General features: G+C 50.2%; 24 protein-coding genes and 2 pseudogenes. 12 read left to right on the forward strand and 14 right to left on the reverse strand.

Features of this window, described 5'->3' with window-relative positions:
• Positions 1–50 precede the first annotated feature (50 nt).
• Complete coding sequence (gene umuC / locus OK412_RS22465) at positions 51–1,313, reverse strand: translesion error-prone DNA polymerase V subunit UmuC (protein WP_264353605.1); 1,263 nt, start codon at positions 1,311–1,313, stop codon at positions 51–53.
• Positions 1,313–1,693 carry a S24 family peptidase gene (locus OK412_RS22470; protein ID WP_187495410.1) on the reverse strand — a complete coding sequence of 127 codons (381 nt, stop codon included), beginning with the start codon at positions 1,691–1,693 and terminating at the stop codon, positions 1,313–1,315. Before OK412_RS22470 ends, umuC (OK412_RS22465) begins: the two co-directional genes overlap by 1 nt.
• 137 nt (positions 1,694–1,830) lie before the next feature.
• On the opposite strand from OK412_RS22470, the gene OK412_RS22475 reads away from it, so the two are divergent.
• The 5 genes from OK412_RS22475 to OK412_RS22495 all read left to right on the forward strand — a co-directional run bounded on the left by OK412_RS22475 (position 1,831) and on the right by OK412_RS22495 (position 5,673).
• Entirely contained in the window at positions 1,831–2,511 is a 681-nt protein-coding gene (locus tag OK412_RS22475) for an SOS response-associated peptidase family protein (protein ID WP_264353606.1), read from the forward strand.
• A gap of 456 nt (positions 2,512–2,967) precedes the next feature.
• On the forward strand, positions 2,968–3,417 hold the full coding sequence (umuD, locus tag OK412_RS22480) for a translesion error-prone DNA polymerase V autoproteolytic subunit (RefSeq protein WP_264353607.1): 450 nt from the start codon (positions 2,968–2,970) through the stop codon (positions 3,415–3,417).
• An 8-nt stretch (positions 3,418–3,425) separates the two neighbouring features.
• Positions 3,426–4,700, forward strand: coding sequence for a translesion error-prone DNA polymerase V subunit UmuC (umuC, locus tag OK412_RS22485; protein WP_264353620.1), 1,275 nt, complete (start codon positions 3,426–3,428; stop codon positions 4,698–4,700).
• A gap of 419 nt (positions 4,701–5,119) precedes the next feature.
• Positions 5,120–5,356, forward strand: a complete 237-nt coding sequence (locus OK412_RS22490) for a type II toxin-antitoxin system CcdA family antitoxin (RefSeq protein WP_033781302.1) — start codon at positions 5,120–5,122, stop codon at positions 5,354–5,356.
• Positions 5,357–5,358: 2 nt separating this feature from the next.
• Entirely contained in the window at positions 5,359–5,673 is a 315-nt protein-coding gene (locus OK412_RS22495) for a CcdB family protein (RefSeq protein WP_031594618.1), read from the forward strand.
• 141 nt (positions 5,674–5,814) lie between these two features.
• Here OK412_RS22495 and OK412_RS22500 read toward each other — a convergent pair whose 3' ends face one another.
• From OK412_RS22500 to OK412_RS22530, 7 genes are all read right to left on the reverse strand, one after another.
• Positions 5,815–6,063, reverse strand: coding sequence for a hypothetical protein (locus tag OK412_RS22500; protein ID WP_244213034.1), 249 nt, complete (start codon positions 6,061–6,063; stop codon positions 5,815–5,817).
• A gap of 93 nt (positions 6,064–6,156) precedes the next feature.
• The gene (locus OK412_RS22505; RefSeq protein WP_031594620.1) at positions 6,157–6,360 is read right to left on the reverse strand and encodes a plasmid partition protein ParG; all 204 of its coding nucleotides are present in this window, start codon (positions 6,358–6,360) and stop codon (positions 6,157–6,159) included.
• Positions 6,357–6,980: a ParA family partition ATPase gene (gene parA, locus OK412_RS22510; RefSeq protein ID WP_031594621.1), complete on the reverse strand. Its 624-nt coding sequence runs from the start codon at positions 6,978–6,980 to the stop codon at positions 6,357–6,359. The genes OK412_RS22505 and parA overlap by 4 nt, the downstream gene beginning before the upstream one ends.
• Positions 6,981–7,322: 342 nt before the next feature.
• The gene (locus OK412_RS22515) at positions 7,323–8,117 is read right to left on the reverse strand and encodes a site-specific integrase (RefSeq protein WP_264353608.1); all 795 of its coding nucleotides are present in this window, start codon (positions 8,115–8,117) and stop codon (positions 7,323–7,325) included.
• The gene (locus OK412_RS22520; RefSeq protein ID WP_122890118.1) at positions 8,110–8,658 is read right to left on the reverse strand and encodes a hypothetical protein; all 549 of its coding nucleotides are present in this window, start codon (positions 8,656–8,658) and stop codon (positions 8,110–8,112) included. The genes OK412_RS22515 and OK412_RS22520 overlap by 8 nt, the downstream gene beginning before the upstream one ends.
• 97 nt (positions 8,659–8,755) lie before the next feature.
• Positions 8,756–9,205 carry a hypothetical protein gene (locus OK412_RS22525; RefSeq protein WP_122890117.1) on the reverse strand — a complete coding sequence of 150 codons (450 nt, stop codon included), beginning with the start codon at positions 9,203–9,205 and terminating at the stop codon, positions 8,756–8,758.
• An 83-nt stretch (positions 9,206–9,288) separates the two neighbouring features.
• Positions 9,289–10,224 (reverse strand): FitA-like ribbon-helix-helix domain-containing protein, encoded by a 936-nt coding sequence (locus OK412_RS22530; protein ID WP_122890116.1) that lies wholly within the window; start codon positions 10,222–10,224, stop codon positions 9,289–9,291.
• 559 nt (positions 10,225–10,783) lie between these two features.
• Between OK412_RS22530 and OK412_RS22535 the strand changes: the two genes are divergently transcribed.
• From OK412_RS22535 to OK412_RS22560, 6 genes are all read left to right on the forward strand, one after another.
• A complete protein-coding gene (locus OK412_RS22535) occupies positions 10,784–11,869 on the forward strand; it encodes a hypothetical protein (RefSeq protein ID WP_137231097.1) in 1,086 nt (361 codons plus the stop codon).
• A 40-nt stretch (positions 11,870–11,909) separates the two neighbouring features.
• Positions 11,910–14,138 (forward strand): KAP family NTPase, encoded by a 2,229-nt coding sequence (locus OK412_RS22540; RefSeq protein WP_264353609.1) that lies wholly within the window; start codon positions 11,910–11,912, stop codon positions 14,136–14,138.
• A 1,275-nt stretch (positions 14,139–15,413) separates the two neighbouring features.
• Positions 15,414–16,661, forward strand: a complete 1,248-nt coding sequence (locus tag OK412_RS22545; RefSeq protein WP_264353610.1) for a diaminopimelate decarboxylase — start codon at positions 15,414–15,416, stop codon at positions 16,659–16,661.
• A gap of 7 nt (positions 16,662–16,668) precedes the next feature.
• Entirely contained in the window at positions 16,669–17,871 is a 1,203-nt protein-coding gene (locus OK412_RS22550; RefSeq protein WP_264353611.1) for a PLP-dependent transferase, read from the forward strand.
• A complete protein-coding gene (locus OK412_RS22555) occupies positions 17,843–18,532 on the forward strand; it encodes an alanyl-tRNA editing protein (RefSeq protein WP_264353612.1) in 690 nt (229 codons plus the stop codon). Before OK412_RS22550 ends, OK412_RS22555 begins: the two co-directional genes overlap by 29 nt.
• Positions 18,533–18,602: 70 nt before the next feature.
• On the forward strand, positions 18,603–19,574 hold the full coding sequence (locus OK412_RS22560; protein WP_264353613.1) for an NAD(P)-dependent oxidoreductase: 972 nt from the start codon (positions 18,603–18,605) through the stop codon (positions 19,572–19,574).
• 261 nt (positions 19,575–19,835) lie between these two features.
• On the opposite strand, the gene OK412_RS22565 is transcribed toward OK412_RS22560, so the two are convergent.
• From OK412_RS22565 to OK412_RS22580, 5 genes and pseudogenes are all read right to left on the reverse strand, one after another.
• Positions 19,836–20,480: a LysE family translocator gene (locus OK412_RS22565; protein WP_264353614.1), complete on the reverse strand. Its 645-nt coding sequence runs from the start codon at positions 20,478–20,480 to the stop codon at positions 19,836–19,838.
• A 259-nt stretch (positions 20,481–20,739) separates the two neighbouring features.
• Positions 20,740–21,131 (reverse strand): annotated as a pseudogene (locus OK412_RS23485) (DUF3644 domain-containing protein); the annotation flags it as partial.
• A 49-nt stretch (positions 21,132–21,180) separates the two neighbouring features.
• Complete coding sequence (locus tag OK412_RS22570; RefSeq protein WP_264353615.1) at positions 21,181–21,474, reverse strand: DUF1493 family protein; 294 nt, start codon at positions 21,472–21,474, stop codon at positions 21,181–21,183.
• Positions 21,468–21,926, reverse strand: a pseudogene (locus tag OK412_RS22575) (STM2901 family protein). Before OK412_RS22575 ends, OK412_RS22570 begins: the two are co-directional and overlap by 7 nt.
• Positions 21,927–22,073: 147 nt before the next feature.
• Complete coding sequence (locus OK412_RS22580) at positions 22,074–23,378, reverse strand: DUF1173 domain-containing protein (RefSeq protein WP_264353616.1); 1,305 nt, start codon at positions 23,376–23,378, stop codon at positions 22,074–22,076.
• Positions 23,379–23,885: 507 nt separating this feature from the next.
• On the opposite strand from OK412_RS22580, the gene hha reads away from it, so the two are divergent.
• On the forward strand, positions 23,886–24,089 hold the full coding sequence (gene hha / locus OK412_RS22585) for a hemolysin expression modulator Hha (RefSeq protein ID WP_072005118.1): 204 nt from the start codon (positions 23,886–23,888) through the stop codon (positions 24,087–24,089).
• Positions 24,090–24,475: the final 386 nt, after the last annotated feature.

Below are 24,475 nucleotides of genomic sequence, written 5' to 3' on the forward strand. Positions count from 1 at the left end.
AATCACGTTCTTTTAGCAGATAGCTAATGCTCTTATGGTGGTTATTTAGCTTATTTTATTCGTGGAACATCCTTAATTCTTGTTGTGTATCGTGGTGACAACATTTCACGCTTCATCTGCCATGAACTGTCACGTTCTCCCTGACCCGCGAAAAAGACTTTTCCTTTCCCGGATCTATTAATACCGTCCAGTGCTGCCATTAACTCGTCTGCGTTCGCACGCGGCTGCTGCTCACTAAACATGTCAAACTGCGCAATACCTGACTGATAAAAATCACCCAGCATGACGCCCGCTTTAGCGTACCGATAGCCTTCCCGCCAGATGGTGTTGATGCCGCGAAGCGCTAACTCAATGATGTCGCGGGTATCGTTCGTCGGATAATCACAGATGCGAGAGGCGGTATTCGAATACTGCGGTTCACCATCGTGCCGACCGGTAGCGATCGAGACGCTTATATGGCGGCAGCGTGAATTCTGCTGCCTGAGCTTTTCCGCAGCACGCGTGGCATACAGTACGACTGCCTGCTGCATATCTTCCAGCTGTGTGACGCGCTGGCCAAAAGAGCGCGAGTTTATAATCTGTTGTTTTGGCGGCGGTGCATCTTCAAGTGCCAGGCAAGACTCACCATTGAGTTCACGCACTGTGCGCTCGACAATAACGTCGAAATTCTTCCGTATCATGCTGACGTTGCTGTCCGCGAGTTGCAGGGCGGTAGTGATTCCCAGCTGGTTCATGCGCAGGCTGATCCGCCGGCCAATGCCCCAGATATCACTGACATCAGTCAGATGAAGGAGTTTTCGCTGTCGGCTTCTGTCTGACAGATCTACGACGCCATTCGTCTGCGTCCACTTTTTAGATGCATGGTTGGCCAGTTTGGCCAGGGTTTTGGTCGGCCCGAACCCCACGCCGATTATCAGCCCGGTTTCCTTCCGGATACGCTCGCGCATCTGCTGCCCGAATGCCTCAAGCGGGATAAGGTTATCAATCCCGGTAACGTCCAGAAATGACTCATCGATGGAATAGACTTCCTGTCCCGCGGCCATCTCGCCCAGTATGGCCATCATGCGTGCAGACATGTCGCCGTATAGCTCGTAATTGGAGCTGAACACGTGCACACCGTTTTGCCTGAAATAATGCTCATTCTGAAACAGCGGGGCGGCCATTTTAACCCCTAAACGCTTTGCCTCGGCCGATCGTGCGATAACGCATCCGTCGTTGTTCGACACGACGACAATCGGTTTACCACGCAGATCGGGCCTGAATACGGTTTCGCATGAGGCGTAAAAATTGTTGGCATCGGCCAGCGCAAACATTACTCGTCTCCTGCCGGTCCGTTAAATCCCACCCCGGCTACATCGGTGAGGGCATAGGCAACCACACCCCACACTGGCAGCACATGGCTTACATCAAGCAGCGTAACAGTTTCGTCCGCGTCCAGCGCCTGCAGGGCGGGAACCGGATTGAGCAGCAGCCGCCTCAGCGTCAGTTCTCCCTCGAGCTCGGCAACGATTAACTGACCGTGTGCCGGTGTCAGCGCGCGATCGATGGCCAGCACTGACCCTTTAATAATACCAGCATCTGGACAGTCGCTTTCGCTGCGCATCAGATAGGTAGAGTAAGGGGAAAGATGCACCAGATCGCCCAGACTCAGGCGCGTTTCGGTGTAGTTCTGGGCCGGACTCTGAAAGGCCATGAATTGCTCCATTCTTTACAGCTTTTCAGCCTTGTGAGGTGAACCTGATAACGACCGGGTGTCCGTCATGCAGGCGCATTTAATACTCCTGATATCAGTATACGTCGCTATCCTTACATCAACAGCAGGAGGTAACCATGTGTGGAAGATTTGCGCAGTACAGCAGCCGCGACGACTATTTTGACTCACTCGGCCTGACACCGGACGAAATCACATTCGATCCGGAACCTCTCGGGCGCTTTAACGTAGCACCAGGCACTAAAGTGTTACTGCTAAACGAACAGGAAGATTCGTTGCGCCTCGATCCGGTATATTGGGGCTACGGACCGGAATGGTGGGATAAGCAGCCACTTATCAACGCGCGCGGTGAGACGGCTGCGAGCGGCCGCATGTTTAAGCCTCTCTGGAATCATGGCCGCGCTATCGTGCCTGCTGACGGCTGGTTCGAATGGCAGAAAGAAGGTGGTGAGAAGCAGCCATTCTTCATCTTTCACAAAAAAAAGGAGCCACTTTTCTTCGCCGCCATCGGCAGGCAGCCGTACGGGCAGGATCACGGCAAAGAGGGCTTCGTGATTGTCACGTCAGCCAGCAATCAGGGCATGGTCGATATACATGACAGGCGGCCGCTGGTGATTACGCCTGATGCTGTTCGTGAATGGCTCAGTGACGAAACGTCTCCAGCGCGTGCAGAAGAAATTGCCCGCGACGCAGCCATTCCGGAAAAAGCATTTACTTGGCATCCTGTCAGCAAAAAAGTAGGCAATATTCATAACCAGGGCCACGAGCTTATCGAAATCTCACCGGCAGATAAGGATTAACGCTTTTATAGTTCGCATCTCTCAGCTGGGTATTGTTGCCGGAATAGGTAAGCCGGAAGAGTAACAGGGCTGCATATTTCTTTCTCTGAACGTGCAATTGTAACGCTTGCCGCAGGCCCGGCTGAGGCGTACCGCAGCGCAGCGAGGAACGAACAGCCGTGGCGAGGAAGCGTCATTTCACCGATGCCGGCATGAACTGCTTACACACCATACATACATTCTGCATTACTGTTAAAGCAGCCGGGCCACTTAGTGCCGGGCTGACCTTCATAAAATTCCCCATCCTGTCAGACAGATGGCTTCGCTTTTATACATGGCCGCTTCGCTTCCTCTTGCCAGATTAATTCACCTCAATAATACTGTACGTATAAACAGTAAAATAAGAGGAGGAATTTTTATGCGCAATTTCAACAAAGTTTCCGCAGTTCTGCTGCAGTATGGCCAGGGCATCAGGTCATGAATCCGGGTAACTATACTCCCGGGCTGACATTGCTCTGGCCACCCATATTTACGCCCCGCGTCAGGGTGCCGCTGTATGCAGATCCTTGCGCCGCCGGCTTCCCCTCCCCCGCTCAGGATTACGTTGAGAAAGAACTCGATCTGAATGAGCTCTGCATTCGCCGGCGCGCCTCAACCTTTTTCGTACGCGCCAGTGGAAACAGTATGCGGGATCTCGGTCTCTGCGATGGTGATGTCATGGTGGTTGACCGGGCAGAAGAGGCGGCTCACGGCGACATCGTGATCGCTGAGGTTAACGGCGAATTTACGGTCAAGCGTCTGCAGCTGCAGCCCAAGCTCGCCCTGCTGCCGATGAACCCAGCCTATCCGGTAATTTATCCGGAGGAGCTGCAGCTGCTCGGTGTGGTTACCTGGTTCTTCAACAGTACCCGAGCCCGCCGGAGGTGATCATGCCAATGTTTGGCCTGGCCGACGTCAATTCGTTTTATGCCAGCTGCGAAGCACTGTTTCGCCCTGATCTGCGCGGTAAGCCCGTTGTCGTCTTGTCGAACAACGACGGCTGCATCATCGCACGCAGCGCCGGCGCAAAAAAGCTGGGCATCAAAATGGGCACACCGTGGTTCCAGATAAAAAATCAGGATTTTGCCGAGCGTGTGCACGTCTTCAGTTCAAACTACGCGCTGTACCACAGTATGTCTCAACGTGTGATGACCGCACTGGAAGAGATTACGCCTCGCGTGGAACAGTATTCCATTGACGAGATGTTCCTGGACCTGACCGGCATTGATTTCTGTGAAGACTTTGAATATTTTGGCCGGCGCCTGCGCGTACACGTGCTGGCTACGACCGGCCTTACCGTCGGCGTGGGTATGGGGCCGACAAAAACCCTGGCCAAATCAGCACAGTGGGCCAGCAAGGAGTGGCCGCAGTTCCGTGGTGTATTAGCGCTGACGCCGGGTAATCCGAAGCGCACCGCCACCCTGCTGGCGAACCAGCCCGTGGAGGAAATCTGGGGCGTCGGCCGGCGCATCGGCGAGCGCCTTAATCTGATGGGCATTGAAAACGCCCTGCAGCTGTCACGCGCTCACCCTGCCCTTATCCGTAAGAATTTCAGCGTGGTGCTGGAGCGTACTGTACGGGAACTTAACGGGGAATCCTGTATTCCTCTCGAAGAGTTTGTGCCGGCGAAACAGCAGATTGTCTGCAGCCGGTCTTTTGGTGAGAGAATTACGTCAAAGGTGCTGATGCAGGAGGCGCTGTGTCAGTATGCAACCCGAGCTGCAGAGAAGCTCAGAAAGGAGCGTCAGTTCTGCCGGCGTATCAGCGTCTTTATTCGCACCTCGCCGCATGCGCAGGGTGAGATATTTTATGGCAATAGCGCCGGTGAGAGTCTTAAGATTCCTACCCAGGACACACGTGACGTAATTGAAATTGCCATGCGGTCTCTCGATCGCATCTGGCTTGAAGGGCGACGTTACATGAAGGCCGGGATAATGCTCGACGATTTTACGCCTAACGGCGTCAGTCAGTTGAATCTGTTCGATGAGAATAAGCCACGTGCTAACAGTGCCCAGTTGATGAAGGTTCTTGACGGGATCAATCAGTCCGGGCTGGGCAGTGTGTGGTTTGCCGGTCAGGGCGTGAATACGGAATGGAAAATGAAGCGGAACATGCTCTCACCGGCATGGACAACGCGCTGGAGCGATATTCCGGTAGCGCGCGTGATGTAGCCGGTTTCAGGAGAGTGTGATGTACGCCTGAAGCTCTGGTTTCTCAAGAAGAGTGCTGCCAGAATTTACCAACAGCGTAGAGAGGTCTGCACGGGCGTTTTCCACGGAATTATCGCCCGCGTGGTAGCCTGTCACCATGAGCAAGCTGATAAAGCCATACCTTAAAGACAGGGCAGCGCCTTTGGACAGGACCCTTAAACATATCGGCTTACTGGGTAATCGTTGTGAGCATCACCCCCTACCCGCGCATATACGTCAGTAGTTCCTGTATTTCCATCAACACTTCTGCATTAAAAGGGGGCTGACGCGCAGTGGAACGAAAACTCACGTTAAGCTATTACTCCCCCAAAGTTATTTTCCTGTGTTATATTCCGTGTGATTGGCAGTGTTAGTTACACGGGATTTTACGTGGGGTATTTATGGCTATAACACAACGAGCAACGCAAAGCGTTACCATGACCGTAGAACGTGACTTACTCAGCCGTGCGCGTGAGGCCGGAATTAATCTCAGTGCTACCCTGACCACGGCTCTCGACGCTGAACTTCGTCAGTACGAGGCAAAAAAATGGCAGGAGGAAAACAGCGAAGCACTGGAAGCTCTAAACCGCTTTCACGATGAACACGGTTGTTTCAGCGATGAGTACAGGACATTTTAAGAATGCAGTTCACTGTATACAGTAATACCGGGAAAAGCGCCGTCTATCCCCTGCTGCTCGATGTTACCAGCGATATTATCGGGCAGTTGAACCGCAGGATTGTGATCCCCTTGCTGCCTCTTGAAAAGTACCCGAGCAGCACGCGACCTGAACGTCTGGTTCCGCTTATCAGACTGACTGATGACAAAGAATATGCCGTAATGACGCATGAAATGGCGAGCATTCCCACTCGTGCTTTGGGGGCTGTGTTCTGCGATTCATCTCTCTATCGTACAGAGATTAAAGCTGCTATTGATTTTCTTCTCGACGGTATCTAGTGACTCCTACGATGTGGCCCTTTGGGGTTCTAAGCCAGAACCCTATCTAAACAATCTCCCCCTAATGATCCATGCCTGTATTTTGTGAAACACAACGTGAGTTTTCGTTCTACTGAGCATCAGCCCCCTCAAGGTGATTTATTAACGTAATTTTTTCTTGTTCCAGCCGCCGTTGGCCAGAAATGCGGCGCGCGAAACGCAGGCGCCCCACAGCAGTTGCATACCTATTTTGATCAGTTCACTGGCCTCATGCATGAAGAAAAGCGGCACGATAAACAGCGTGCTCAGCAGGAATCCCCATTCAGCAGCGCTTTTTCTATCTTTATCACTCATCGAGCTCATCGGCTTAAAGCCCAAAAATGCAGATAGCATTATTTTTAACCTGTCCATAAAGCAGCCCACCCATAGCCAGTAAGGCATCAAATAAGTATATAATCATCTAATCATCTAATCATCTAATCATCTAATCATCTAATCATCTAATTACCGGTTTTTTTCCATCCAATCATTGATGAGTTCAATTGTTACATCAGTCATGTCTCTGTCCTGCTTCAAACATGCCAGCTTGAAGGACTTGTGCAGATCTTCAGGAATGTTCATCTGGAGTTTCTTTGTCGGCAAAACCGGTTTGTGGATAGCGTCAACCGCCTGCATTGTACTTTTGCTAGCACCGAGTTTCATTTTCATTGGCATAATTCCAGAATGTCGTTTGTAAGTACGTCGATTTCACCTTTGGCATTTGAATCGTCCGTATCAAAAACAGTGCCGCCATCCATCATTGTTTTAATGTAACTCTGCCTTTGCGTCGTTCCTGTCCGTAGCGCGGGAATGCCCGTATCTTCAATCGATGCCTTAAGAACGCTCAGCATTTTGGCTGTATTAACCTTTTTTGTTATTACAAATCTAGCCTTGATTGGTTGCAGTTCCTGCCGCGCTTCAATCACAGCAATGATGGCGCCACAGGCGGCAAAATCCAGCGGTGAAGGTGTTACTGGAATTAAAACCACGTCGGAAACCATGACTGCAGCAGCTGAAATAGCAGATATCGCAGCAGCACCATCTATGATTATGTAATCATATGATTTCAATGTTTTCCTTACTGAGTAGACTTCTTTTTCTGATCCTGCATCAGCTACGTCAAAGAGGCATTTATCCTCGTTGTACCAGTTTCCGATGCTACTCTGTGGATCAGTATCGACTACTATTACTTTGGCCCCCCTTTTTGCGATTGCTGTAGCTACATTTATTGAAGTAGTCGTTTTACCAACTCCCCCCTTACCGTTTAAAAAAGAAATGACTTTAGCCATAAACACACCTTTCAAATGTAAAAATTCGCCTCAAAAACCGTAATCCTGCAATCCTGTAATCCTGTAATCCTGTAATCCTGTAATCCTGTAATCCTGTAATCCTGTAATCCTGTAATCCTGTAATCCTGTAATCCTGTAATCCTGTAATCCTGTAATCCTGTAACTATACGTACGTGAGTTTAAAACTCAATGAAAAAGATTATGTGATTATAAAATCAATAAATCACATGATTATAAAATTATATAATCATGCGATTATACCCATCGCCTTGATTTGTAGAGATGCAAGTAAACAACTGATAAATAGTAGATATTTTTAGAGGGCGTTACATTTGAAACAGATCAGATATTATTTTTGAGCATCGCAACAGCTTCCGTTCCGGGCATTTGGAACTGCACTCTATGTCTCGCAGCCACATCCAGCGCAAACACCTTCGTGTAGACTTCAGTGGATTTCATGCTTTTATGTCCCATCAGGCTCTGCAGAGCCTTGAGCGGAATACCTGCATAGAGCATGTGCATGGCGTAACTGTGCCGGAATGTGTGTGGCGTTACCGGCACGGAGAACGTGACTCCGTCATCGGCAGCGGCAGCGACGGCTTCGTTCAGCCAGGTGCGCACCGTCCGGTCAGTCACCGTCCAGAGCCTGACCTTTTCGATCCGGCCTGTCTCCGGGTTGCGACGCTCAAGCGGGATTTTCAGCGTGGCGACCATCATCTCCAGCTGGGCTACATACTGCGGATCGGACAGCGGCACCAGGCGGTGCGGCACAATACCGGCGGGAGCGCGTCCCGGACCGCGGGCGGCCTTCTGACCACGTTGCTTGAGCGTGGCCAGCTGCACGTAAGGGTAGGGCGGCGCCAGGCTGAAATCTCCCCGGGCCAGCGCAAGCGCTTCATTAATACGCGCGCCGGTATTCCAGAGGGTAGTGAACAGCATCTTGCGGTGCAGATCCGGCACATAATGAAGCAGCGCGCTGACCTCCGGAGCCAGCAGGTACTGCGGATATTCATCGTGCTGCGCGGCCATCTGGCGCAGCGCGAGTGCTGCGGGATAATCAATTGCAACCGGGAGGGCGGCGGTGGCCGGTGAAGAATATCCGGCTGGCAGATACGTCAGGTCCCTGCCGTTACTCATGAGCGGGCTCCTCCTTACTGCACCATGCTGCCGGCTCGCCGGGCTTGTGTGTCACGTAGGACGGAAAATCCGTGATATCGGTGTCAGAGTAAGGGCTATAATGCTCCTCGCCCGCCATAGCGACTCTGAAGCTATTCAGGCCGTTTTTCACGGTTTCGGGCGGTGCGCCGGGCACCGTCAGGACCATACTGTCCGGCTCGATCCGAAGATAGACGCCAGCGGGTACGGCGCGCTCGCTCGAACGGAACGTCAGGGCCATGGCCTTTGCACCCGTCCCCTCATTAAGCCACGCGATTTCTGTGTCGAAATCCGTGAGGTTATCGTGGCGGGCGAGTACTTTTCCCCGGGTAACCACAGTTGTATGTTCTGCTGACTTTGCGGCAGCCGGTAAATCAGAACGGCAGACCACAACGCTGCCTGGCGGGTAGGCAGTATCGAGACGATGAGCCTCTTCCTGGGTAACGGCCCCGGCACCGAAAGCCGTGCCGGCGAAAATGGCCGCCGTGCAGAATCGATGCGCGTTCCTTTTCACTCTGTTCATTGTGTCGGATCATCCTGTATCACTAGTAACGGGTCTGTAATCGCAACCTGCAGCTGCGGAACGGGGGCGTGCGGATAATGAGACGGCAGCGTCAGGGTCATTTCTGCTTTGCCTTATGGCAGTAACTCACAGGCTCGCCAGGTTTCCGGACCACATAGGAAGGGAAATCCGTAATTTCTGTCTGGCTGTAGGGAGCAAATTCTTCACCTGCAGTCAGACGCCGGCGAAAACCCTCAAGAACGGTTTTTTCCCCTTCCGGCCCGACAGCGGGCATTGAGACGGCCATACTGGCAGGATCGATTCGTGAATAATAACCCGACCCGTTTTTCCTTTGCTTGAACATATACGTGAGCGTCAGACCGGGTGCGGTGCTGCCATGCGTTATCCAGGTGGCGACACCCCGTCCTGTGGTCAGGTCAGCCTTCCGGCTGATAACAGTTTCCCGGATCTCCAGCCGGGTCGGCAGGCGCACCATACCGTCTCCTGGCAGATCCTGGCGGCAGATCACCACACTCCCGGGCGGATAGGCCTCATCAAGACGGCTCATTTCCTCATTCGTTGCCGCTCCAGCCGCTGGTATCAGTCCAGAACAAAGTAACCCGCACATCAAATCCCTTATTACGGCTGAATTCACTCTGAAACCACTCCACCTGCCACTTTGCTGTCATCGCCGAAGGGCGTCTCACCGATTTCCCTGAGAACGGACGACCATCCGTTGCTGAACCAGTCGCCCGGATCTTCACCGTTAAACACCTGCTGCAGCCAGCGGGCGGATGAACGGTGAGGCGAGTCCTGAAAATAAACGTGATGATGCTGGCCTATGACAGTCGAGAATCCAAAATTCGGGTGCTCGGGCGTCCAGTCAAAAGTATTGATGGACAGCCGGGCACCTTCTGTTTTGAGAAGCAGGAGGAATCTTTTCATATTCCCGTATCCGCCGCTCCCCATATCGCTGTTCAGATGAAAATCATTGATGACGCCGGGCGTGATCCGTTTTGTCTGCATATCCTTACGTAATATGAGCAGGGTGCCATTGTGCATACCGCCGGATATTCTCAGAAACTCAAACGTGTAATCGCTTTTACTTTCGGCAGGAAAGAAAAACTCCCGATACCCCACAGAGCCAATGTCAACAAACGGAAAGGGTTGCCCGCTTTCTCCCAGCAACCATTCAGCGGAGGAGCCAAATTTTTCAGCAATCACGTCCGCAAGCTCAAACGTAAGCTCCTGCAGCCCGTCCATGATATCCATCAGGAGCCCGGGGGATGTATTAAGCTGTCTGCCGAGCCGGACCAGGTCAAAGGTATCCAGCGTCCTTCCTCCGGCATAATCCCGAAAATAATTGTCCGCCATCAGCCGGTCAAACAGCCACCTGAGTCGCTTGCCCGTTTCGTGCTGCCAGCGTTCCCGTTCTGACATCATGGGCTCCTGACTGACGACAGGCTGATAATACTCCCGCAGGGCAGTCCGTATTTCGCCTTCCAGCGATCGTTCGTTTTTCATTGCTGACTGCTCGATGCGCTGATAGAGCGCGTCGTCCACGTTACGGGCCTGAATTTTCGCCATGACTCAACCTTTCTTCTTTTTGCAGGCAGGTGACAACAGGCTGAACGGAAAGGACAGCGCGCGTCAGATTAAAGGCTATTAATTATCAGTGTATTCATAATGAGTCAATAAGAATGCATTTTTGGAAATGACGCCTTATTAACAACTGAAACTGTTTCATGCCGCAATTACCGCATCAACCTGTCTGCATGATCCGACTTTTTCCAGATACGGCAGTAACCGGAAGCGTACCACGGCGGCGGGGCGGGGAATAACCCGGCGCAGGCGGCCCTGGTACGCGTCATGACACTATATGTAGTGGTTAATGCAGCTGGCACAGCCACGATATGTAGTGGGTCGCGCAGAAAACCGCCATCGGGGATGAAAGATCCGGTTCTTCCCTTTTCCGGATCCGGTCCGGAAAAGCGAACGAAATATGTGATGAAGTTTAATTGGCTGTAATAAAGCAACAGCATCTGCCTTATATGAAGAAAACAAAAAGCAAGCAGATAAAATAATGGTTAGCTAATTAAGTGCTATGATAGCACCATTATCACTTCTCATATAAAGGAATACTACCATGCTGAGCCAGCTGAACTTGCGCTTTCCCAGAAAGCTGATCGACAGCCTGAAGTTGCGGGCATCCGCCGAGGACACTTCGGTCAACGCCCTGGCGGGCCGTTTTATCGAAGAAAAGCTGATGGCTTCCACGCCGGACGACGAGTGGCTGAGCCTGAACGCCGATCCGGGCGCGACCGACCTGTCGCTTTACCGGAAAATCGTGCGCGGGGAAACCTTCGGCCGCCACGCGCTGAAGCCGGCCGAGCTGCGCTGGCTCTTTACCCGCGCGCATCAGGCCACGCAGACTGGCAGCACGTTCATGAGCTGGCCGGTGATGGAGGCACTGCTGGGCATCACCTTTGACGCGCTGGTATACGCTGCGGAGAACGGCATTCCGGTGGACACCTACTATATTAACCGGGCGTTTGACCTGACGGGCGCAGACTACCGCGACGAGGCGGGCCGGTTTATGGCAGGCATGCGCCGTAACGTGGACACCACCTGGGCCGAGTTTCTGCTGCGCCCGCTTTCTTCCGGAGCCCTAAACCTGGAGGCCTTTCCCGACGAGGCGATCGCCCGGATCTGCACCACTGAGCGCCTGAAGGCCATTTTCCCGCTGCTCGTCCGCGCGCAGCAGTATGATCCGGCGGCGCTGAAAGACTGGGCGGCGGCAACCGGCCTGGTGACGGAAGACCTGACCCGCGTCGTTAAGGTAAGTGATGTCTGCCTGCAGGTGTGGATCCGCGGCAACCGCATGCCTCAGGCACATGGTCTCCGCCATGAAGCGCCGCAGTTGAGCCTGACACTGACGGCGGACCGGGTGGCGCTGGCGTATGGCTGGGCAATGTTCAGCGAGTTGAACCGCCTGTTTCAGGCGCGGGCGTGGCTGAACGTTACCCGAGCCTGGAGCGACCGGGGCAGCCTGGCTGGGCTCTATTTCCCGCACAACGAAACTGAAGACGTAATCATTTCGCTGGATGGGGTGCACTTTTTCGTGAAGCTGGAAGAATATCTTCAGCTTGAGGAGGCGTTTCTGGCGGCGGTGGCGGCACCGGACGTGGCGCCGGTGCTGGCCGAAATACGCGCCCTGTACGGGGATCTCTGACGTGCGCGCCGGAGAGGGTCGGGTGGGGCAGGATGCGCCAGTGTCCCGCGATGAAGACGATCGCTACGGGTTTACGGCAGTGGCCGACGGCTTGGCGGAAAGCATCCTGGCGATGAACGCTGACGGCGGAACGGTCATTGGCATTGAGGGGCGCTGGGGCGCCGGCAAAACCAGCCTACTGAACATGCTTCTCGCCCGGTTAGAAGCCCGCCGCACCCTCGGGACGCACGTGATCCGTTTTTCGCCATGGCTGAGCGGGCCGGGTGGCAGCCTGCCGGAAGCGCTGCTGCTGCCAGTTGCCGACATTCTTCAGCAGGCCGAGTCGCAACGTGATGAAGCTGACAGGCGTCTCATAAAGCGCATCACGCGATGCTGGAAGAAACTGGGTAAGAGCCGCAACGCCGGTGCTGCGCTTGACGTGCTTAAATACGTGCAGCAGACCTCCGGGCGCCTAGCTCCGCTGGCAGAATTTGCCGGCAATTTCGTGCCGGGCTTTGCATTGGCGTCAAAAGGTCTTGACGCGCTGGCCGGATTCGATCTCAGCACGGGAGGAAAAACGGCGGCGGATCTACGTAATGAAATCGAATCCAGCCTGCAGGCGCTGGGTCTGACATTCGTAGTCGTAATTGACGATCTGGACCGGCTGGAGCCCGCGCAGGCGGTGGAGGTTCTGCGACTGGTGCGCTCAGTGGCGGATTTTACGCGCTTTCGCTACGTCATGTGCTACGACCGCGAAGTGCTGGCGCATGCCATTCAGCAGGGACTGGGCGTTGAGAACGGCCGCCTGTACCTGCAGAAAATCGTGCCCCTCTCGTTCAGCCTGCCCCGTCCGGAAGCCCTTAAACTGAGGCGGCATTTTACTGACAATGCCCTGCAGATCTTCCGCGACGTACATGGTGACGAACCGGATGAGGAAACCGTTACCGCCCTTGAAAATGCGGCCGAGGTGTATGGTGAGTCGCTCGCGACGCCGCGTGAGGTTGTGCAGACTCTCAGCGCCGTTCGCTTCCGCTACCCCGGCGTAAAGGATTACGTCTGGTTTCCGGATCTATGCCTGCTGCAGTTGATCCGCGTGACCAATATGATGCTTTACGACTGGGCGGAACAATACCTGTCAGAGCGTGCCATTGACATAACGAAAGATGCCAGACTGGCTAGTGAGGTAAAGGAGACTCATTCTGAGAAACTGAACCACGCGCTGGCGCAGTTTCCTACCCACGCCGCGCGCTCACCGTGGGCACTCGGGCTCTGGCTGCCGGGTGTTGGGGGAAGCATGGAAAACAAGGGCGCGGCGTTCGAACCGGTGAGCGAGCAAGAAGAAGAGGCAGCAACGGCGCGCCGCAGGCTGGCCAGCACGGTGTACTGGCGTTATTACTTTGCATATTCATCGCCCGGTAACGTACTGACTGATGAGGAGATTCAGGAAGTCATCAGGCTCGCAGCAGAGGATCGGGAAGGCCTGAAGCACCGGCTGCTGAACAGCCTGACAGGCAACGGCGTGTCGTCCCGCACGTGGTTTGAACACATTTTGACGCGCCTAACGCCCACGGTCACGCAAAGCGCGATACCGGCCGCGCGCAAAGGATTGCTGACGTTTCTGTTCAACTCCGCGGATGAGGTATGTGACTATTTCCGCGAGCGCAGGCCTGTTTTCTGGGAGCGCAGGTTCGGCATGGAAGAAATTGCCGGGCAGCTGATCCGGCAGCTGCTTGCGGAAGATCGTGCAGAAGGGCTGAACTTGCTTCAGGAGCTGTTCATGCGCGGTGACGCCGTTGCCTGGGTTGCTGCCTTTATGAACGACCTGATGGAGCTGCACGGTATTGGAGGCTACCGAGGCGGCAGCGAAAGCCGAAAATTCCTTACGACTGAGGAAGTGGAGCAGCTGCGCCAGAAGCTTGGGGATCGAATGCAGCGCCCCGAATGTCAGGAAAGCATTCTGGCAAATCCGTACGCCGGGCGCTACCTGTGGGCATGGCGCAACATTGCCGGTCCGGCTGCCGTCAAGGCGTGGATGATGGAATACTGCCGTTCAGATGACGCGTTCCTGCGCTTTTTACTGAGCCGTCGCAGCAGCGTCAGCTCCGGCGGAAGGGAATTTTTCACTCTCGACCTCAAACAGGCGGAGAAAATCATTTACGCCGATAACATCCAGGAGCGCGGGAGCGCGTTTGCTTCACGCCTAGAAGAAATTGCAGGCAGGACAGTCCACGGAACCTCACCTCTGCTGGACGAAGTGCAGGAATCCATCCGTAGAGCCAGAGATTACTGACAGCGTCGGAGCCGGGATAATGAACAGTGCCGTTGTGGGCAGGGCCAGCTTCAGGACGGGCTTCCACCATTGCCCCGCAGCATCTTGGCTCATCATCCATTTATCGCCGGCTCAAACGGCCATCAGTAGGTTCATCATGACGTCGCTGCAGCATGATTACCGAATCTGCCTTTTTCCGGATCCTGCTGATTTAAAGAGAGGGAGATAGCTAAAAGCAGTGAATTATTCGAATAAATGACACATGAGTTAATTTGAGTAATTTATGTAGCATAATCGCATTAGCTCATAAATCCAGCCTATAGTGACTTATCTGAACCAGGAGTAGATAACCATCATAAAGGCATATTTTGCTTACTTACACTTAAGGGATACCGATATACGTCCGTCGTGGGGTTAACTCGAATGCCGTTGAAACCTTCGGGTAACTTTCAGATATCGGCTGAAATTGCGTACAGCCATGCCAGAGCAGCGGTTGTTCTAGAAGCTGAAAGCGATGTCGCACAGCTGCATCTGATATCTTGCACCGGGCTACAAAAAAAGAAAGGTGCCCCACGGCTCTTCAAATGAATAGAAACTCCTACAGCCTATTAAACACTGACAGAACGTCAGGCTTTAAGGACTTTAAAAGTCCTTACACCTTTACAGGCAGCGGCTTTACAGCCCCTGTCCTGAGCTATGCAAGGTACTGCAAAGATGCCCTGGGGTTATACCTTCTGTTCTGCATTAGGCGCGGTCAGGCTTCTTTACTGTATATAGCTACCGCAAGACAACGTAGTCAGATATGACCACCGTAAAAAACAGGAGATGGCCCTACAGTAAGGTCAACTGTGACTGATGCTGTACCTATAAATAATCTGTCTCAAGATCAGGAATAATCGTCTGATATTAAAGGTAAAGGAGTTAACCATTTCACAGGGTAAAGCATGCACGGTATAAAATGTGAAATCACTGGCAGTTAAGATTATAAAATATTTAGCAAATTAAAATTTATTATTAGATAATATTAATTATTAGATAAGGTGATGATAAATAAATTTTTATTTATCAGTAACATACATAAAAGCTCACTACAAACCCCCTCAGAATTAGCAATTAATCTACAAATTAGCTTAACTATCTACATAGTTACCAGTTAAAAAAATTTATGTATAAAGCTTGCTTGACCTCCAGAATTTTCGACTGAAAATCAGTATCCGTATTGAAAAAGAAATTTTAAACATTAGGCTAACCCCTCGTTAACAAACCTATTATTTAATCAAAAGGTGTCATGTCTAAATGAATAAATTTCCAATTGAAGAAAGGCGCGTTAAAGAGCTCGATGAAAAATATGGCACTCCATTTCATATTTATTTTGAAAGCCTGATTGATAAGCAGATTAATGCTCTGAACTCAGCGTTTTCATGGTGTGATACATTCAAAAACTTCTTTGCAGTTAAAGCCACACCTAACCCCTATATTATTCAATATATTCATAAAGCAGGCATGGGAATGGACTGCAGCTCAATGACGGAGCTTATACTCATGGAGCGACTGGGAATTAAAGGTGAAGAAATAATCTTTACGTCAAATAATACACCTGATGAAGAATTCATAAAGGCAAGTGAGCTTGGCGCAACGATAAACATTGACGATTACTCTCAGATATCCCGACTTCAAGCGTTGAACATCATCCCTGATATAGCATGCTGCAGGTATCTGCCGGGAGACACTAAAAATGCTTCATTCTTCAATGGCATCATAGGCTCGCCGGTTCAGTCCAAATTTGGGATCACGAGAGAACATATTTTTGAAGCTTATGCAGAATTAAAAAAATTGGGGGTAAAAAGATTTGGTATTCATACCATGCAGGCTTCAAATGAAAGAGATGCTGAATTTTTTGTTTTAACCGCCGAAGAAATGTTCAAGCTCGCTAAAGAGATAAGTTATGAACTAGACATTGAGATTGAATTTATAAATTTAGGCGGAGGGCTTGGCATTTCTCAACACCCGGAAGATATTGATTTAGATATAGAAAGTATCGGAAACTCCATCCGGAATCTTTATCACGCGCACTTTTACGATAACAGCCGCATTCTGCCAAAAGTTTGCATGGAGAATGGCCGGTTTATCACCGGACCCGCAGGTTTTCTGGTGACGAAAGTACGCCATAGTATGGTGAAACATAAAAATTTCATCGGCGTGGACAGTTGCATGTCTGATTTAATGAGACCGGCGCTGTATGGTGCGTACCACCACATCAGTACATTTAAGGATCAGAAAGAAGAGACTTTCCACTACGACGTGGTGGGTTCCCTTTGTGAGAATAATGATAAATTTGCCACAGACCGGGAACTTCCTAATCTCTCCAGAGGCGATTATCTGGTTATTCATGATACTGGCGCACATGGTTTATCGATGGGCTTTAACTATAACGGCAAACTGAAATCTCCTGAAATATCCTGCTCTCCAGATTTAAAAAAATGTCAGTTAATCAGACGCCGCGAAACCGCCGAAGACCTTTTTGCAACTCTTAACTTGGAGTAATCCTCAAATGCCTAAAAAGCGTGAAATAGAAGCTTATAACAATAGTGTGAACATTCCTGTATATAACAGTGCTTCATACTATTTTGATGACAGAGAGCAAGTGATTGAGGGGCTACATAAAAAAAGTATTCCTGTAGGACGCTATGGCCGTTATAACAACCCAACCTGGGTCCACGTTGAAAACAGGCTTTCACAGCTTAGCAGAGCCGAAGATACACTTATTTTTTCTTCCGGGATGGCAGCTCATTTTACAACATTTATCGCTTTGCTTAAGGCGGGTGACCATGTGATTTTTCCTGCCGAGTGCTACAGACAGGTCAGAAATATTTTTCATAAAATCCTGCCAAAATACGGCGTGATAGCGCATGAAGTCTCTATCGTCGATCCTGAAGAGTTCGTTAATCAGGTAGAATCACTGAGTAAAAAGCATAACGTAAGGCTGATTCATCTTGAAATGCCTTCTTCCCCTCATATGTATCTGATTGACTTATGCAAAGTAAAAGATGCGCTTAAGAAAGAGACCATTATAACGATGGATAGTTCTTTTGCGCCGCCTCCAAATTTTTATGCTTTAGACTGGGGCGTTGACTTGGCGATTTTTAGCGGTACCAAGTACCTGAACGGCCACGGAGACATTATTGTGGGTGTGGTTTCAGGTAAAAAAGAGCTTATTGAGGAGATCAACTGGTACAGAGATACTACGGGCCCCGTTCCGGATGGACAAGTCGCTTATCTGCTGAATCGCAGCTTGCATACTCTTAATCTCAGAATAAAGGAAATTAATGAAAAAGGATTAAAAGTCGCTAACTTCCTTCAATCCAGACCTGAAATTAAAAGCGTTCTCTATACGGGTCTTGAAACGCACCCTCATTATGCACTCGCCAAAAAATATCTTAATGGGCATGGTGGGGTCATTACTTTTGCACTCGATTTGAATGAAGAACAAACCAGTAATTTTGTAGACAGCCTGAAAGAACCCTTCATGGCATCAAATTTCGGGGCTCCACAGACTCTGATTGAACAGAGTACATTCTTTACTTATTACGAATATAGTGAAAAAGAACTGGATGATATCGGCGTATCCTACGGTACCGTCCGACTGGCTCTTGGGTATATTGATGATACAGATGCAATTATAGCTGACATCAGTAAGGCTCTGTCTTCCTTGGCTGGGGAGGTAAATGATGTTAAAAACCCGACGACTGTTTGATGAAGCGCCCTATAAGGCTAACTTCAATGCAAAAGTTACCAGTATAGGAGCTGATTATCTGGTACTTGATCAGACTTTATTTTATCCAGAATCCGGAAATCAGGCATGTGATACGGGCTTCATTGACGGCAGAACGGTTAACGCTGTTAGACATCCCTCTGATAATCCCAGCGGATACATATCGCTTGATGGGGAAATCAGACATTACATGGACGTCTCCGGCTTTCACCTTGCTCAGGAAATTACCGGTAGTATTGATATGAAAAAAAGAATATTGACCATGAGGCTTCACTCGGCAAGCCATCTGGTGGAATATATTATTTCTTCACTACCTGAAAATAAAAGTGTGGAAGGATCCTTTGTTGACCATCAAAAAGACAGGACGGACTTTGTTTTTTCTGTGACGCCGACTTCGGACGATTTAAGAGAGATTGAAGATAAAGTTAATTCTCTCATAGCTTTGCACACGCCAATTGAAACTCCGATTATCGGTGGAGTTAAGCATTGGTTATGTGCAGATATAGAGATGCTATGTTGCGGAACCCACGTAAAAAACACTAACGAGATAGGTAAAATATCGCTTAAACGTAAAAATAAAGGGAAAGGCATTATTAGGGTTGAAACAACTCTTCTGAACGCAGACACCAACTCAAGCCTTTAAATCACATCCATGAGCCCTGCCTTTATGGGGGGTATTATTTACTTAATTGTAATCAAAAAGGATAGATGAGATGCAGCAACGCATGAACGCTACTCTGGCAAAATCCAGATTCGCAGTCATTGGAAAAAATGCCCGCCACGTTCTGCCCTTTCTTTCTCAGGCTGGCGCCGTTTCGGTTTCTTTTTATGAAAATTATGACAGTTTCGATAGTCGGGATGGATTTGACGCTATATTTGCATCGGATAATAATATTTTGATGGCTTGTGTCAATAGCAAGGCATATGAAGTTAAAGCTGTCGGTTTTATTTCCACAGAGCAGATCAACCAAAAAATAAAAGAACTGATTCCGTCCACCCCCATCTTTAGTTCAAACATTAACAGTGTCAGGTCGGTATCTGAATATGTCATCGCCTCTATTTTCCTTTCACTGCGAAACTTCAGCAATACCCAGATTAATGATGAACTAAATTATGAAATAAAAGGAAAAACACTGGGTATCATTGGCTATGGAAAGGTAGGTGTCCAGGTGTCTGTGCTGGCAGAATCACTTGGCATGAATGTTATTTTTTATGACTCTGATACGAAATTAAACATAGGTAATTCCAAACAAATTTCAAAAATTTCTGAACTGTTATCTGCATCTGACGTAGTTTTAATTTCGACCTCGCCTGCTGAACACGCGGTATTGACCGAGAATGAATTACATATGCTGAAGCAGGGTTGTTCTCTTATCAATATTGCCGGTCAAAAGGCAATTGAGCTTGCCCCCCTTTTTAATCTGCTACAGGCGCGTTTTATAAATTGCCTTGTGATGGACCTGGACGCTGATGATTCAGCAGAAGAAGTCACGAAGGTAAAGGGGATGCTGTCGTCACTGAGCAATGTGTGCCTTACGCGCGGAGAACAATGCCGGACATCAGAAGCGTTGCATATGATCTCAAGAGATGTTGTAGGAAACGTTTTAGATTTCCTCGATAAGAATCAGGCTCTCGCTACAGGCAGCACACTGGCCGGAGAAGAGTTAAGTTTTATACCTGTCTAATGCATTATAAGTAAGGGTGAATGGTTTCGTTGTGGTCGATTGCTGCAGACTTTAAGCCCTTTCTGCAGCAATCGCATTGTCAGAAACTAACATTACCTTCAGATTGTTTGACATAACAGGTTTCTGGGAAAATCGAGTAATAAACCTGACACCAGAAACCTGTTATATAAGTACTTTTAAGAAATATATGAATAATATTTCATAAAAATATTATAGCTGTTTAAGCCCCCGCAGACAGGAGCTCTTCATTAAGCTTATTCATTAATGACGGGTTAAGGCAAGTCTAATGCCCAGCGCAACAAAAGTAGCTCCTACTACGCGATCCAGCAGTTTTTGCATTTTGATATTTTTTGAAATAGCTCCAGTGGCGCCACTGGCCATAATTGCAAAAATACTATCAGTAAGATATGCGATAAGCGCGTATGTCAGTCCCAGTAAAAGGAAAGACTCTGCATGATGTTTGCCTTCAGGCAAGACAAATTGTGGAAAAAAGGAAATGAAGAAAAGGAGTACCTTCGGATTTATTAACGTTGTGATAAAGCCCTTAGATAATAGACCGTACGCATTTGTCTTCGGACTTATCTTAGGCTCAGCGTCGTCTTCCATATTTTTATCTTTAAACGTTCCGAGAATCATTTTCCCGCCCAAGTATATCAGGTAAGCCCCACCAACATATTTTACCGCTGTAAACATCACCGGAGATGCGGCAAGTAGAGCAGTGAGCCCTATTACGCTTGCAATTGCATGGGCGCAGCTGCCTAGCGCCACGCCAGTAGCAGAGATGATGCCAGCACGTCGGCCGTTTGCTACGCTCTGACCAATTACATAGGCCATATCTGGTCCCGGAGTGACCGATAGCAGAAAGACGGAAAGAGCAAACAGTCCAAAGTTAGTGATATCAAGCATGATTCCCTCACAAGATTTGAAGTCAGATGACTCAATTTACCGGGATGGACTTCTGATTACTACTCTAGGGATACTCTTGCCGCGATCAGCAGAGTGATCGGTCCGAATGACACGGCTATTATAGGGTACACCAGCGCGGTCAGTCCGGACCTGATGACTCGCAACTCTCAAAAGGTTATACGGATACCGGATCTGATACTGGAGGACTTAGCAGGGTAAGTTGCGGGCACCGGGAGCATATCCGGAAACTCCCGGCACGTTACTTCGGCGTGCAGGGTAGCTGATTTTTAAGGGTGTAAAGCCGGACAAATTCTGCATAAAGCTTGACTGTTTCGGCTGCATGCCAGAGTTTTGCCTCAAGCAGGTCTGGCAGTGCGATCCGGTGGCTGAGCGAGTAATTAACATCCTAACCACTGAGACAGATAACCCGCTTACCTTTACCAAAGGCAGCCAGCCTCTCAGGTGTAATTCCCTTCCAGCTCATAAACTCGCCCTGCGTCCAGGTCGCCATATTGCCGGGCTTTCCATCAAAATATGCTGATCTGCCGCGGGCGTCCTGCTCTGATATTACTTAGCCACCTCTGGAAAGAATTAATCATTCAGCCGGAAGCTGCCGTCAATCTGTTCGTCCGTGTTACGAAAAAATGCGCGACCTTAAGTGCATCAGCGTTCGGAAGCGGCTGCTGCTTGCTGAACCGTATTAGTCATAGCACCATTGCCTGGTACGGGCTGACTCAATCAGCATCCCGATAGTAAGAGGGATAGCATCGCGGTTTTTTTTTGGATAGTAGAGGCTGAAATTCACCGGGTCTGAATCCATTTCAAACGCATCGAAGACGTTCTGCAGGCATTCCGCAGCGTCCTCCGGGTCGAGCTTCATGTCCAGATTGAGTGACATCTCTGGCGTGAGTGTTTTTTTCCGGAACGTCAGCAGGGAGCGGCCGTTCCACGGCTCAATGAGTGCCATTACGCGTGCCTGAGTGTCATCTACCATATCTTATCCTCCCCGCGGGCGATGGCATTGTACAGTCTGACCGAATTGAAACTGATATCGGCAACGTCTCTGGCCAGAATCACCCAGCCCACGACGGGTATCGCCCGTCCGACAAAGGTGCTGAGCTTATGCGTAAAAAGAATACGCGCGGTCCGGGGCAGGTATCCCCCTACGATGGTGGGGAGCTTTATGCCGAAGGGAAATTTGGCTTTAGGAAATACTCTGCGCGCTGCCCATGAGGCATAGGAGGTTCCCTTCAGAGCATCGCGCGGTTTGGTGCGGGTAGTCAGGACATTACGTCCAGACAGGATGGCCACGATCGCGCCGAAGTCATCAATCCCCAGCTGTTCGGCGACTTCTTAACAGAAAATCATGAAAAAGAGCTCACCAGCGGTGAGGTTCGGTCTGCCTGCTTAGAAATAGGTGTTATTGAGTTCTTCAGTCGTGTCCACTGCCAGCTCCTGCAGGTTCAGCTTCATTTATCGTCCTGACGCCTCTTAAACAATACCTTCCGCGTTCAGGCCTGACAACCTGTCAGGCACAGGATAAGCAGATACGGTACTTCAGCCTTGTTTCCCTGCAGCTAAAAGACACCCGTGTCAGACGCAGGGAAATGCAGGCATATCTGACTTCTCTGCAGCGTTCCAGGACCACCAATGCCCGGGCCCATATTCCGCCTCATAATAAGAGTTTTTTTCCTGCATACGCAGCAGGTACTCAGGCGTGTTCATGCCGAAGACTTCCATCGGCAGCGCATCCACGTCAGGAACGTCCTTAAGTACGAAATCCGGAAATACGTCATCCTCGCCGTCGTAGCGCAGCGGCTTGATGAAGGCGCATTTTTCCTGCCACAATTTTTCTTCCACAGCCCCCTCATAGCTTGAATCCAGCGGAATAAAGCGTGGGCTGACCCTCATCAGCGCTACATCGATTACGGTACTGCAGCTGGACGGCCGGCTACGCCCGTCTGTTTGCCTGAACGACGTTTCCGGCGGCTCTGTTTCAGCGATAATCCCGACTTTCATTCCCCTGCGCCAGTCGCCGAGCTCGCGGCTGAAACTCCGCTCCAGGCGGTGACGAACGTCTTCAGGCAGAACCAGATCAGGAAAGCCAGAAAACAGCCCCAGCGGCAGCATCGTCTTCAGCCGTGCTTCACCGGCCTCACTCCACCCAGCAAGCACAGAAACGACGATGAGTCGCCTTTTGTTCTTTCCGGCCGCTCTCAGGTGTTCCCGGTTAGCGATAACCTGCGGCGTATCTTTCATGGCCATGAGCAGCAGGGATTCATCCAGTGGCACGCGACCAATACGAATCCGGGCCGCAGTCTGCTGCAGGTGCCAGCTCACCCAGCCAGGGGTACGTTTCTTTTTATCGAAAGCGGGGTGCCAGACATTGATGCCGGACTGCTCCCACAGCAGGTGCAGAAGCCCCAGCAGGCTCATCGATGGCCATCGTTTTCGTTTCACCGGTTCGTCATCTGAGACGTTTTGAGCCGGTTTTACATCAGAAGGAGCCTTTTTCTCGAGGCCCGTAGGCAGTCTGACCACAATTGTGCCATCCGCTGCCGCACGGACAGCTTCTCCCTGATAAATCTCTGCCTGACGTTCATCAGACCACACCGAATAAAACCGGCAGTCAGGTTTATGCTCATTACCCGTGAAGGCGTATGAAGATAGCCAGCAGTGTTCAGTATCACGGGAGTAATGAAGCTTCAGCCGTCTCCTGACTGGATCGCTTTCTGCCGGCAGACACCTGCAGGTCACTACTGTGGTTTTTTTATTATCACGGGAGTGTTTGAGCCAGCGCTGCCAGGTGGAAGTTTCATTCTGCTGGAAAGTCTGAGACGCCTCCTGCTGGCCCCGCTGCCCATTGAAGTGAACCGGATAAACTTTTTTCTTTGTCATATACAGTCCGCTCAGCAGATTATATTTCGCCTGTCTATCATGAATAGCTACACTGTACGGGCGATGACTCTGCCCAAAGGCGGTTAAATTCAATCTGATATTGCTGACTCAGGAACGAATTGCCTCGGATAACAAGGGCATTCTCAGCATTACGTTTCTCAGCTGATGAGTGTAATTAAACGCTCCGGTCTGCACGCCACTTTTTCCTGTCGTTATGAATTCGTTATGCATAATACTTTACTGTGTATCCTTTCTGACCGGAACACCCGAATCGGCAGTCCGTTAATCAGTAACCAGCTGCCGTGACTTTTTTCATCAACCACCACTCTTACGAGTACACCCCGTTTTGATAGCTTTTCAAGCGCTTCTGCTACTGGCACATTTGTAAATTCGTACAGAGAAACGTCGGTAGAACCGGCACCTGGGCGTATAAAATATATGATGAGTACCAGAGCGGTGCAGTCCTGTGAAAGCCCGCCTGCAGGTCAGAGCTGGCATAAGGGAAAAATGACAAAAACAGATTGGTTGATGCGATTCAGACGTTGTCGTTCGATTGATACGCTGGAGACTGTATATGAGCACCTGAAATACAAAGGTGACTCGAAAGAAGAGTTCGCAATTAACTCAGCATATGATCATCGTAAGGCTGAATTGACAATGGGAAAGTTGTTTGATCGCGTTCCGCCACACGTATGGAAATTCGTTAAATGAGAGACTGCATGGCGTAGCAGCAAGATTTTACCGATAACTGACGGCGCACACACAAAGAATTTGTGTGTGCGCCGTCAGTTGAACAAGCCGCAGGCGCGTTAGCAAAGAAGATCGTTTATCCACATTTGCACAGGCTCGATCCAATAACTTACCAATTTAGATCCTTATAGCTCCAAAAAGATCCCGCTGTCTCTCAGGCCCTGCCACATAAGGCCTGAAGCACTTTTATGATGTGTGGTGGCGGGATAAACATGTGTTCTGACGGGAAAAACGTGTGTGCTGGTGGGCTGGTAATGTGTGCTGTTGGGATGTAGTGTGTGTGCTGTTGGGATATAAGCCATTTTTAGTAACAGGAAGATCCTGTGACGCAGAGTTGAGATAACTAT

The organism is Pantoea sp. JV6 (genome assembly GCF_025910055.1).
In the GTDB taxonomy this organism is placed as follows: domain Bacteria; phylum Pseudomonadota; class Gammaproteobacteria; order Enterobacterales; family Enterobacteriaceae; genus Pantoea; species Pantoea agglomerans.